At 75.2% G+C, this 11,152-nt stretch carries 10 protein-coding genes and 1 pseudogene; 4 read left to right on the top strand and 7 right to left on the bottom strand.

Annotated elements, in window-relative coordinates; all coding sequences use genetic code 11:
- Positions 1-21 precede the first annotated feature (21 nt).
- The 3 genes from ACOJTC_RS31220 to ACOJTC_RS31210 are packed head-to-tail and all read left to right on the top strand — an operon-like array spanning position 22 to position 1,615.
- Entirely contained in the window at positions 22-489 is a 468-nt protein-coding gene (locus ACOJTC_RS31220) for an NUDIX hydrolase (protein WP_420119566.1), read from the top strand.
- Positions 483-1,295: a ribonuclease HII gene (locus ACOJTC_RS31215; protein ID WP_204923828.1), complete on the top strand. Its 813-nt coding sequence runs from the start codon at positions 483-485 to the stop codon at positions 1,293-1,295. The genes ACOJTC_RS31220 and ACOJTC_RS31215 overlap by 7 nt, the downstream gene beginning before the upstream one ends.
- Positions 1,292-1,615, top strand: a complete 324-nt coding sequence (locus ACOJTC_RS31210) for a DUF2469 domain-containing protein (RefSeq protein ID WP_011905215.1) — start codon at positions 1,292-1,294, stop codon at positions 1,613-1,615. Before ACOJTC_RS31215 ends, ACOJTC_RS31210 begins: the two co-directional genes overlap by 4 nt.
- A gap of 54 nt (positions 1,616-1,669) precedes the next feature.
- Here ACOJTC_RS31210 and ACOJTC_RS31205 read toward each other — a convergent pair whose 3' ends face one another.
- Positions 1,670-2,776, bottom strand: a complete 1,107-nt coding sequence (locus ACOJTC_RS31205) for a sulfite oxidase (RefSeq protein WP_420119565.1) — start codon at positions 2,774-2,776, stop codon at positions 1,670-1,672.
- 207 nt (positions 2,777-2,983) lie between these two features.
- Here ACOJTC_RS31205 and ACOJTC_RS31200 point away from each other — a divergent pair.
- Positions 2,984-3,523 (top strand): annotated as a pseudogene (locus ACOJTC_RS31200) (murein hydrolase activator EnvC family protein); the annotation flags it as partial.
- Between the two features lie 246 nt (positions 3,524-3,769).
- Here ACOJTC_RS31200 and ACOJTC_RS31195 read toward each other — a convergent pair.
- From ACOJTC_RS31195 to ACOJTC_RS31170, 6 genes are all read right to left on the bottom strand, one after another.
- Complete coding sequence (locus tag ACOJTC_RS31195; RefSeq protein WP_420119564.1) at positions 3,770-4,954, bottom strand: aminotransferase class V-fold PLP-dependent enzyme; 1,185 nt, start codon at positions 4,952-4,954, stop codon at positions 3,770-3,772.
- Between the two features lie 122 nt (positions 4,955-5,076).
- A complete protein-coding gene (locus ACOJTC_RS31190; protein WP_420119563.1) occupies positions 5,077-6,132 on the bottom strand; it encodes a tyrosine recombinase XerC in 1,056 nt (351 codons plus the stop codon).
- Between the two features lie 299 nt (positions 6,133-6,431).
- Positions 6,432-7,763, bottom strand: a complete 1,332-nt coding sequence (locus ACOJTC_RS31185) for a serine hydrolase domain-containing protein (protein ID WP_420119562.1) — start codon at positions 7,761-7,763, stop codon at positions 6,432-6,434.
- A 69-nt stretch (positions 7,764-7,832) separates the two neighbouring features.
- On the bottom strand, positions 7,833-9,005 hold the full coding sequence (locus ACOJTC_RS31180) for a DNA-processing protein DprA (protein WP_420119561.1): 1,173 nt from the start codon (positions 9,003-9,005) through the stop codon (positions 7,833-7,835).
- Positions 9,002-10,522 (bottom strand): YifB family Mg chelatase-like AAA ATPase, encoded by a 1,521-nt coding sequence (locus tag ACOJTC_RS31175; RefSeq protein WP_420119560.1) that lies wholly within the window; start codon positions 10,520-10,522, stop codon positions 9,002-9,004. Before ACOJTC_RS31175 ends, ACOJTC_RS31180 begins: the two co-directional genes overlap by 4 nt.
- A 64-nt stretch (positions 10,523-10,586) precedes the next feature.
- Entirely contained in the window at positions 10,587-10,946 is a 360-nt protein-coding gene (locus ACOJTC_RS31170; protein WP_204923834.1) for a YraN family protein, read from the bottom strand.
- Positions 10,947-11,152: the final 206 nt, after the last annotated feature.

Genomic DNA, 11,152 nt, shown 5'->3' with positions numbered 1-11,152 from the left:
ACCGTCTGGCAGGCTGATGCGGTGACCGTCTTCCACCCCCGACGTGCGGCCCGGGTACTGCTCGTCGACGCGTCCGGCCGGGTGCTGCTCTTCGCGGGCGTCGACCCGGCCCGCCCGGGTCACCGGTACTGGTTCACCCCCGGCGGTGGGCTCACCCCGGGGGAGTCCCCGGCGGTCGGGGCCGCCCGGGAGCTGGCCGAGGAGACGGGGCTGCGGCTGACGCCGGCCGAGCTGGGCGGGTCGGTCCGCTCCGAGACGATCGAGTTTCCCTTCGACGGCGTGTGGTACCGCCAGGAACAGGAGTTCTTCGTGGTCCGGGTGCCCACCTGGGAGGTCGACACGGCCGGCTTCGACGCGATCGAACGGGCCAGCGTCACCGGGCACCGCTGGTGGTCGGCGGCCGAGCTGGCCGACACCACCGAGCGGTGCTACCCCGCCGACCTGGTGGACCTGCTCACCCAGGTGCTCGCGTCGGAGGCGTCGTGCTGACCCCGCCGCGCACGGTGGTGCGTCGCGACGGGGGGCTCTACGCGCTGGAACGGGCCCTGCAACGACGCGGCTTCCGACACGTCGCGGGCGCGGACGAGGCCGGCCGGGGGGCCTGCGCCGGCCCGCTGGTGGCCGCCGCCGCGGTGCTGCCCGAGGGGCGACGCGGCGAGATCGAGGGGCTGGCCGACTCCAAGCTGCTCACCCCGGCCAGCCGGGAGCGGGTGTACGCCGAGGTCGTCGCCCGCGCGCTGGCGTACGCGGTGGTGGTCGTCCCGGCCGAGGAGGTCGACACCCGGGGGCTGCACGTGTGCAACCTCGCCGCGATGCGCCGGGCCCTGGCCTCGCTGACCACCCGCCCGGAGTACGTGCTCACCGACGGCTTCGGGGTGGACGGGCTGGACGTGCCGGGGCTGGCGGTCTGGAAGGGCGACCGGGTGGCGGCCTGCGTGGCGGCGGCCAGCGTACTGGCCAAGGTCACCCGGGACCGGATCATGGTGGAGCTGGACGGACGCCACCCGGGCTACGGCTTCGCCGAACACAAGGGGTACATCACGGCCGAGCACACCGAGGCGTTGCGCGAGCGGGGGCCCTGCGTGGAGCACCGGTTCTCGTACGTCAACGTGGCCGCCGTCGCGGGCCGGGAGGGGACCCCACCCCGGGCCCGCCGGCCGCTCGGCGCAGCTGCTCCCGAGCCGATGGAGCGCTCGGGCCGGACAGGGGGTACCGTCGGCGTGGCGTTGGGCGAGCAGCCGCGGCCTCCGGCACCGGTGGGGGAAGATGTGGTCATGGAAGGCGGAGTGCGATGAGCGCGGAAGATCTCGAAAAGTACGAGACCGAGATGGAGCTGCAGCTCTACCGGGAGTACCGCGACATTGTCCGTCAGTTCTCCTACGTGGTGGAGACGGAACGCCGCTTCTACCTGGCCAACCAGGTGGACCTGCACGTGCGCAACTCCGACGGCGAGGTCTACTTCGAGGTCGAGATGCACGACGCCTGGGTCTGGGACATGTACCGTCCCGCCCGCTTCGTCAAGAACGTCCGGGTGATGACGTTCAAGGACGTCAACGTCGAGGAGCTGGAGAAGCCCGACATCTCGCTGCCGGCCGACTCGGGCTTCGGTAGCTGACCCCCGCCCCGCGTCGGCCGCCCACCGCCGACGTCGGGCCGGGAGCGGGCCGCCTCACTCCGCGACGACGAGCACGTCCACCCGCTGGACGAGGTTGTTGGCGAACCCACCCCGGTTCCACGGCTGCTCCACGGGCTGGGTACGCCCCGACGCGTCGGTCGCCCGGGCCCCCAGCGCGTAGCGGCCGGGCTGCGGCGTCCACTCGTACCGCCAGCGTCGCCACGACCACCCGCAGCCGGCCGGCGGGTCCAGGGTGGCCGGTGACCAGCTCGCCCCGCCGTCGGTGGTCACCTCCACCGCCACCACCGGCCCGTGCCCCGACCAGGCGCGTCCGTCCACCGTGCACGGCCCCGGCCGCAGCACCCGGGCCCGGGACATGAAATCCGGGAAACCCGGCGGCCGGACCAGCGCCCGGGGCTCGATCCGGGTCACCGGCACCCCCGGGTCGTCGGCGTCGCGCCGCAGCCGGTAGGCCACCGCGTTCTGGTAACCGTCGAACTCCCGGGTCAGCACGCTGATCGTGCGCAGCCACTTGACGTGCGCCATGCCGTACCAGCCGGGGACGATCAGCCGCAGCGGCGCGCCGTGCTGGGGCAGCAGGGGAGCGCCGTTCATCTCGTACGCCAGCAGCACCTCGTCGCGCAGCGCGTCGGCGACCGGCAGGGCCCGCTGGTAGTCCTGCTCCACCCCACGTTCCACGCCGTGGTCGGCGCCGGTGAACACCACGTCCACCGCGTCGGGCGCGATCCCGGCCTCGCGCAGCAGCGGCGCCAGCGGGGTGCCGGTCCACTCGGCGTTGCCCACCGCCTCCACCAGCCACGGCTGGCTGACCGGGCGGGGGTGCAGCAACGCCCGGCCGTTGCCGGCGCACTCCAGCGTCACCCGGTGGGTCACCCGGGGGCGTTCGCGTAGCTCGGCCAGCCCGAGCCGGAGCGACCGACCCACCGCCCCGTCCACGGTCAGCGCGTGGACCGCCGGGTCGAGATCGGGAATGTCGTAGTGGATGAGCAGGTAGTGCAGGCCGGCCGGGGTGACGTCGTACCGCAACGCTTCCAGCGGTATGCCGTGGTTGCGGGCGGCCAACCGGAGTTCCTCCGGGCTGATCCCCTCGTCCGCCCCGGCGACCCGCGAGGGCCGGCTCACGTCGTCCATGGTGGTCATCGGTGGCCTCCCGCTCCGCGCCGCACTGCGATCCCGTCAGCCTAGACCGGTCGGCCGGCCGGCACCGTCGTCGTTCCGCCCGGCGGCGGCCGGCAACCGGCATAACAGATCCACCGGCCCGACGGTCGTTTTCCACAGCCCGTCCCCTCATCCACAGCGGACACCGGGTGCGCGGCACCACGCGGGCGACCCCGGCATGCTGCGGTGATGCGCACAGGACTACGGCAGGTGACGGCCATCGGGGTCGCCGTGCTCGTGTTCGGCTCGCACTGGTTCCCCGGCCGGCCGACCCCGCCACGATCCACCCCGGTCCGGGCCGCGCCCGCACCGGCGTTCCGGTGGCCGCTCGACGGCCCGCCCCGACCGGTACGCCGGTTCGACCCACCCCCGCTGCCGTGGCTCGCCGGCCACCGGGGCGTGGACCTCGCCGCCGCGCCCGGTGTCACCGTCCGGGCCGCCGGGGCCGGCACGGTGCTCTTCGCCGGCATGGTCGCCGGCCGACCGGTGGTCACCGTCGGCCACCCGCAGGGGCTGCGGACCACCTACGAGCCGGTACGCCCCCGGGTGCGCACCGGTGACGTGGTGGCGGCCGGCGCCCCGCTGGGCGTGCTGCTGGCCGGGCATCCGGGCTGCCCTGCGACGGGGGTGCCGGCCGGCGGCTGCCTGCACTGGGGGGCCCGACGCGGCCCGGAATACCTCGACCCGCTGGCCCTGCTCGGGCTCGGCCGGGTCCGCCTGCTGCCGGTGACGACCGACCTCAGCCTCGGCCCGGGTACCACCGTCGACGCCGGCCTTCGTCCGGCCCCTGACGCCGGGGTGGCCAGCCGTCCGGCCCCTGACGCCGCTGTGGCCCGCCGAGCGGCCACCGGCGGCGCTTTTGACCGGACCACAGGCACCGGCGACGGTCGACGATGGGGTGCCGGGCCGGACGGGGTCGCCCGGCGGGACGACGCGGCACCCTGCCGGTGCGGTCGGCGCTCCGCCGGCGTCGGCTCAGCCCCGCCCGGTCAGCAACGCCGGCAGCCGGGCCGCCAGCCGCTCGTACTCGTCGGGGGTGTTGTAGACCTGCCCGCACAGCCGCAGCCAACCCCGCCCGTGCCAGGCCATCACCGCCACCTCGGCGGCGAGGCGATCGGCGATCAGGCCGCGCAGGGCAGCGGCCTCCTCCAGGGTGCCGGCGACGCCCGCCGGCAACGGCACGATCCGCATCGCCACCCCCGGCCCGCCCGGGTCGGGCAGGTCGGCCGGGGGCACCCCGAGCGCGTCCCCGACCACCCGCTGCCCGTACGCCGCCAGTGCGGCGTTGTGCGCCCGGACCCGCTCGACGCCGAGGCTGCGCAGCGCGTAGAGACCGGCCGGGGCGCTCAACCAACTCGTGTAGTCGAGGGTGGCCTGCCACTCGACGTTGCCCGGGAAGCCCTCGGCCTGCTGCCAGGACACCACCAACGGCTCGATCCGCGTCCGCCATGACGGGGCGACGACCAGCACGGCGGTGCCGCGCGGGGCGAACCCCCACTTGTGCAGGTTACCCACCCAGAAGTCGGCCCCGATCGCGTCGACCTGCACCGGCAGCATCCCGGGCACGTGTGCCGCGTCCACCAGCACCGGGATGCCGTGCTCCCGGGCCACCGCCACCAGCGCGGCGACCGGCAGCACCCGGGCGGTGGCCGAGGTGAGCTGGTCGACAAGCAGCAACCGGGTACGCCCCGGGCGCAGGCCGGCCCGGACGATCTCCACGATCTGCGCGTCGGTGGCCGACCGGGGCAGGTGCAGGGCACGGGTGGTCGCGCCCGTCCGGCGGCACTCCCGGGCGACGGAGTAGTTCACCGCGCCGTACCCGTGGTCGGTGCCGAGCACCTCGTCGTCGGGGCGTAGGCCGAGTGACTGGAGGACCACGGCCACCCCCGTCGTGGTGTTGCCGACCAGGGCGGTGCCCTCCGGATCGGCACCGAGGAAGGCGGCCAGGTGCCGTCGGGTGTGGGCGAGCCGGTCGATCAGCGCCATCCCGAAGAAGCGCTGCGGGTTGGCTTCCATCTCGTCGCGCAGCCGCTGCTGGGTGCGCTGCACGCTGAGCGGCACCGCACCGAACGCACCGTGGTTGAGGTAACTGACCGAGGGGTCGAGGGTGAAGAGCAGTCGGGCCCCGGGAATCGACTCGGGCGGCGTCGGGACGCTCATCGGGCGATCGTAGCCCGCATGCCGCCGGGCGGCCGGGCCGATCGTCACCGGTCACCGCACCCCGCCGACGGCGTGGCCCCACGACTCCCGGGGGGTGGGCCGGCTCCGGCCCCGGAGGGCGGTCAGGCCCGGGGATGGGCCTGCCGGTAGGCGGCGCGGAGTCGTTCCACCGACACGTGGGTGTAGATCTGGGTGCTCGCCAGGGACGAGTGCCCCAACAGCTCCTGCACCGCCCGCAGGTCGGCCCCGCCGTCCAACAGGTGGGTGGCCGCCGAGTGCCGCAGCCCGTGCGGGCTGGTCGGCGGTAGCCCGGCGGTCCGCGCGTACCCGGCCACGATCCGCCGGGCCGTCGTCGGGTGCAGCCGCCCGCCCCGGGCACCGAGGAACAGGGCCCGCCCGGAGTCCGGGCCGGCCAGTTCGGGTCGACCGGCCGCCAACCACCTGTCGACCGCCCGCTGCGCCGGCAGCCCGTACGGGACCGTCCGTTCCCGGTTGCCCTTGCCGAGGACCCGGATCACCCGACGTTCCCCGTCGACGTCCGTGGTGTCCAGACCGCACACCTCGCTGATCCGCGCGCCGGTCGCGTAGAGCAGTTCGAGCAGTGCCCGGTCACGTGACAGGACCGCCTCCTCCGCCGGGTCCACTTCCGGGGAGGCCCCACCGGTGGTCGGGGCGGGAGGTGCCCCGGTGGAGGGAGCGTCGGGTGGCGCGGCGGGAGGCCCGTCGTGGCCCGGGGCGGTGGGCCGGTTGCGGCCCGGGGCCTCCACAAGGGTGGCGACCTGGTCGGCGCGGAGCACCACCGGTAGCTCCCGACGTGTCTTCGGGGTGGCCAGCGGGGCGGCCACGTCCGTCGTCAGGAGGCCGGACCGGTGGGCCCAGCCGCTGAAGGTGCGCGCCGCGGCGGCCCGTCGAGCCGACGAGCTGGATGCCGCGCCGGTGGTCCGTTGCTTCGCCAGCCAACTGCGCAACACGCCCAGATCCAGGTCGGCGGGGGCCGCGCAACCCATCCGGACCGCGTGGTCGAGCAGCGAGACCAGGTCGGCGACGTACGCCCGGACGGTGTGCGCGGAGCGGTTGCGTACCTGCGCCAGGTGCACGGCGAAGCCGTCGACCGCGTCCCGCATGGCCGGCGGCAGTGCCTGGTGGGTGGCCCGGGTCCCCGGTCTGCGACTACTCATCGCGCTGCCACCGCCGAGGTCCCCGGCGGCAACTGCCGGGGGTCGACGGTTGTCGACCTGCGACCGACCACTCGTCCGGGTTCACCGGCCCAGCTTACGGACGCCGGCAGGGGGACACCGCCGACCGGACGACCCGCGGGGCCCGGCAAGCCATCCGGAGGCGGACGGGCCGCCGGAGGAGGCGGGTGGCTGATCGGGGACGGACGGGCGGCGGGTGGAGGGAGGTGGTGGTGCTTCGGCGGGGCGGCCGGTGGGCGCGGGGGTGCTCGGGCTGTGGTCCGGTCGGCGGCGGGAGCGGGTCAGGCGAACGCGTTGGCCACGGCGACGCGGGCCGGGTCCGGGTCGGCCCAGCTCCAGTTCGGATGGGCACGGTTGGTCAGCAGCACCAGCACCCGGCGACGGTCCGGTTGGACCAGGAACGACGTGCCGGTGAACCCGGTGTGTCCGAAGGTGGTGGGCCGGGCGAGCCTGCCCATGAACCAGGGCTGGTTGAGCACCACGCCGAGGCCGTGGTCGGAGGTGCGTCCCGGCCGGTCGGGGTCGACGGCGGGCAACCCGGTGTTGGCGTTGCGCAGCATCCGGGCGACGGTGCTCTCGGCGAGGATCCGCTTCCCGCCGTAGCTGCCGCCGTCGAGCAGCAGTTGCCCGATGACCGCAACCTCGCTGGCGGGGGCGAAGATGCCGGCGTGACCTGCGATGCCGCCGAGGTGGTTGGCGACGTCGTCGTGCACCACACCCCGCAGCAGCCCCCGGGAGGAACGGGCGTCGGTGGCGACCAGCCGGTTGGCCCGGTCGGCCGAGCTGAGCCAGGTGTTGGGGTTGAACCCGGTGTAGCGCAGCCCCAACGGGCCGGTCAGGTAGGTCTTCAGGGCCCGGTCGAGGGTGAGCCCGGTGACCTGCTCGACGATCTTTCCGGCCACCATCAGACCGACGCTGGAGTAGCGGAACACCGTGCCCGGGGTGGCGCCGCTGACCAGCGGGGTGGCCAGCACCGCCTGCCACCGCTGCGCCATCGTCGAGTAGCCGGTCACCTTCGCCCCGACCGGCAGGCCGCTGGTGTGGGCCAGCAGCATCGCCACGGTGACGGTGGACTTGCCGGTGCCGGTGAACCCGGGCAGGTACCGCACCACCGGCGCGTCCAGGTCGATCCGCCCGCTGTCGACCTGTTGCAGGGTGAGGATCGCGGTGTAGACCTTGGTGAGCGAGGCCAGGTCGAAGATCGAGTCGGGACGCATGGCGACCCGCTTCGCCGCCGGCAGCAGCACCGGCCCGGCGTCGTAGCGCAGCGCCTCACCGACCGCCAGGTGGTCGGTGGGCTCACCGTCGGTCGTCGCCAGCACCACCGCCCCGGCGTACGTCGGGTGCTTCGGGTTCTCGGTGGTGGGCTGGAGGTAGCGCTGGAGCGCCACGGTGAGCGTGCGCGGCTTTCTGGTCACGGTCGGGGCGGCACCCCGGGCGGCGGCCCCCGGTCGGCCGGCAGCCGCCGCACCCTGGCCGCCCTGCGAGCCGTCACCGGGGACCGGGGTGGCCCAGGAGCCGGCCGGCCCGGTGGACGGGTGCTGCGCGCAGCCGGTCAGCCCGAGGGCGGCGGCGAATCCGAGACCGAGGACGGAACGACGGGGAATCGACACGGCAGCGATCATCGCATCCGAACCCGTCCACCGGGGTGGCACCTTCGGGTGGCATCCGTCGTCTCCGCCTCAGCGCGACGGGGGCCGGGTGAGGGCGTAGCCGTCGGCGCGGCGGGCCACCAGACCCAACTCCTCCAGCAGGGCGAGTTTGCGTAACGCCGTCCGGACCGGAACGCCGGCCCGGGCGGCCAGTACGTCCGCGCCGACCGTGCCACGTCGGGGCATCGACTCGCGCAGCATGGTCGCCTCGTCGTCGAGGACATCGGTCGGGCGGGCCGCACCCCGGGCGGGTGGCGCCAGGTCGACCCCGATCCGGCCCACCTCCTCCAACACGTGCGCGAGCCCGGTGACAAGTCGGGTGCGGTCGTACTCCCGCAGCAACTCGTGTGCGCCGACGGACAGCGCCGAGGTGACCGGGCCGGGCACCACCATCGAGGGCCGTTGGAGGGCGATCGCCCGGTGCATGGTCTGGGCCGCGCCGCTGCGGGCCGCCGCCTCGACCAGCACGCTGCCCCGGGTCCCGGCGGCGATCACCCGGTTGCGGATCAGGAAACGGGGACGCAACGGCTCCGCACCCGGCAGCCATTCGCTGACCAGCAGGCCGGTCTCGGCGATCCGGTCGAAGAGCGCCGAGTTGCCCATCGGGTAGGGACGGTCCACCCCGCAGGCCAGCACCGCCACCGTCACCCCACCGGCGTTCAACGCGCCCCGGTGGGCGGCGGCGTCGATGCCGAACGCGCCGCCGGAGACCACCGTCCACTCCCGGTCGGCCAGGCCGTACCCGAGTTCGGTGGCGACGTGTACGCCGTAGCCGGTGGCGGCCCGTGCGCCGACCACCGCGACCGACCGGTCCAGCACCTCGGCCAGCGGCCACCCGCCACGTACCCACAGGCACAGCGGTGGGGCGGTCTCCCGGTCGACCTTGCGGCTCGCCCCGGGCAGTTCGAGCCCTTCCAGGTCACCCAGTGGGGCGGGCCACTCGTCGTCGGCGGGACAGACGATCCGCGCGCCGAGCCGGTCGGCGAGCGCCACCGCCCCGGCCGCCACCGTCCTGGGATCGCCGGCGTCCAGCCGGGCCGCCACCGTCGCCCGCAACGCGTCGTCGGGCGCACCGCCGTCGAGCAGCAACTCCAGGGTGGCCGCCGCACCCAGCCGGCCCACCAGGCGGTACACCGACCGGGTGCCCGGTTCGGCGAGCCAGGTGAGCGCCACCCGGGCGTGCAGGTCCTCGATGCTGGTCACGCTTCCTCCCCCGTTCTGAGGCCGATGGCCTCCCGGACGTCCTCCTGATCGGGCCGGGTCCGGCCGTCGAGGTCGGCGATCGTCCAGGCGAGCCGGATGATCCGGTCGAAGCCCCGGGCCGAGAGCGAACCCCGGTCGAGTCGACCGCGTAGGTCGGCGGTGGCCTGGGCGGCGAGCCGCCACGGTGGGCGGCGCAGCAGCGGGCCGGGCACCTCCGCGTTGAGCCGGTGCCCGACCGCAGCCCACCGCTCGGCGGCAGCCCCGCGCGCCGCCACCACCCGGGCGGCGACCGCCGCCGAGGGCTCACCGTCCGGGTCGGTGCCCATCAACTCGGCCGCCCGCACCGGCAGCACCCGGACCTGTACGTCGATCCGGTCGAGCAGCGGACCGGAGAGCCGGCCGAGATACCGCCGGCGGGCCAGCGGGCTGCACTCGCAGAGCGTGTCGCCCCCGGGCCGGGCGCAGGGGCAGGGATTGGCGGCCAGCACCAACTGGACCCGGGCCGGGTACCGGGTGCCGCCACGGGCCCGGGTCAGGTGCACCTGACCGCTCTCCAGCGGTTGGCGCAACGCCTCCAGGGCGGCCTTGCTGAACTCGGCGGCCTCGTCGAGGAAGAGCACACCCCGGTGCGCCAGCGACAGCGCCCCCGGCCGGGCCAGTCCCGAGCCGCCGCCGACGAGGGACGCCACGGTGGCCGAGTGGTGTGGTGCCTGGAACGGTGGACGGCGCAGCAGCCGCCCGTCCGGCGGCAGGGTGCCGGCGATCGAGTGCAGCGCGGTCACCTCCAGCGCGGCGGCGTCGTCGAGTTCCGGCAGGATCGACGGCAACCGCTCGGCGAGCATCGTCTTGCCGGCACCGGGTGGCCCCAGCAGGGAGAGGTGGTGTCCGCCGGCCGCCGCCACCTCCACCGCGCGTCGGCCCAGGCCCTGCCCGGCGACGTCGGCGAGATCCGGCCCGGCCGCCGCCTCGGCGGGGGCGGGTGGCGGTGGTTCGAGCAGCGGCGTCCCGTCCCGGATGAAGGCCACCAGCCGGTGCAGGGTGTCGACGGCGCGGACCCGCACCCCGGGGATCACCGCCGCCTCCGCCGCGTTCCCCACCGGTACGACCACCCGGTCCAGCCCGGCGCGTACGGCGGCGGTGACCATCGGCAGTACGCCACGAACCGGCCGGACCGTCCCGTCGAGCCCCAGCTCGCCGAGCACCACCACCCCCTCCACCGGCAGCAGCGGCAGTTCACCGGCGGCACCGAGCAGGGCGACCGCGATGGCCAGGTCGAAGGCCGAGCCGTACTTGGGCAGCGTGGCGGGCAGCAGGTTGAGGGTGATCCGGCGGTTGGGCCAGCGCTGCCCCGAGTTGACCACGGCCGCGCGGACCCGGTCCCGTGCCTCGTGCAGGGCGGTGTCCGGCAGCCCGGAGATGACGACCGCCGGCAGCCCGGGGGAGAGGTCCGCCTCGACCTCGACCAGGTGGCCGGTGACGCCGACCAGGCCCACCCCGAGCACCTTGGCGTAGCTCACCACGCCACCCCCGCCCGGACCCGCCTGCCGGCCCGCCGGTCCTCGTCCCGACGCCCGCCGGCCATCAGAAGGCCCCCTTGAGATGCTCGACGCGGGCCGGTCCGGCGGGTGGCAGCCGGACCGACAGGACGTCGAAGCGGACCTCGTCGGCGGTGGTCCCGGTCTCGGCCAGCCAGCGGACGGCGAGCCCGCGCAACCGCCGGGCCTTGGCCGGGACGATCGCCTCGGCGGGACTGCCGTAGGTGTCTCCCCGGCGGGTCTTCACCTCGCAGAAGGCGAGGACCGGGCCGTCCCAGGCGATGACGTCGATCTCGCCCGCCCGGCAGCGCCAGTTGCGGGCCACCGGGCGTAGCCCGGCCCCGATCAGATGGCGTACGGCGCACCGCTCGCCGTACGCGCCGATCGCCTGGTTCCGGTTGGTCATGACGGTCAGCGTCCGGGTGGGGACGGGCGGAACGCGACCCCCGTCACCCCGGCTGTGGACAACCCGGGGGCCTGTGGACGACCGGACGATCAAGGCCCCGACGTGCTATGGAAACCCGGATACGTCCTGCTCCGGGGCCGGTCGGTCGCCGGGGACGATCCGCCCGATCGGTCGTGTTCAGCCGTCCGACCTGCGAATGGCGTCGG

The organism is Micromonospora sp., assembly GCF_048594385.1.
Classification (GTDB): domain Bacteria; phylum Actinomycetota; class Actinomycetes; order Mycobacteriales; family Micromonosporaceae; genus Micromonospora; species Micromonospora wenchangensis.
This window is presented reverse-complemented; position numbering and strand designations above follow the sequence as displayed.

Excerpts from the sequence above, each read along its gene's own strand:
- ACOJTC_RS31195 (WP_420119564.1), bottom strand. The coding sequence starts at position 4,954 with ATGAGCGTCCCGACGCCGCCCGAGTCGATTCCCGGGGCCCGACTGCTC.
- ACOJTC_RS31170 (WP_204923834.1), bottom strand. The coding sequence starts at position 10,946 with ATGACCAACCGGAACCAGGCGATCGGCGCGTACGGCGAGCGGTGCGCC.
- ACOJTC_RS31190 (WP_420119563.1), bottom strand. The coding sequence starts at position 6,132 with ATGAGTAGTCGCAGACCGGGGACCCGGGCCACCCACCAGGCACTGCCG.
- ACOJTC_RS31205 (WP_420119565.1), bottom strand. The coding sequence starts at position 2,776 with ATGACCACCATGGACGACGTGAGCCGGCCCTCGCGGGTCGCCGGGGCG.
- ACOJTC_RS31210 (WP_011905215.1), top strand. The coding sequence starts at position 1,292 with ATGAGCGCGGAAGATCTCGAAAAGTACGAGACCGAGATGGAGCTGCAG.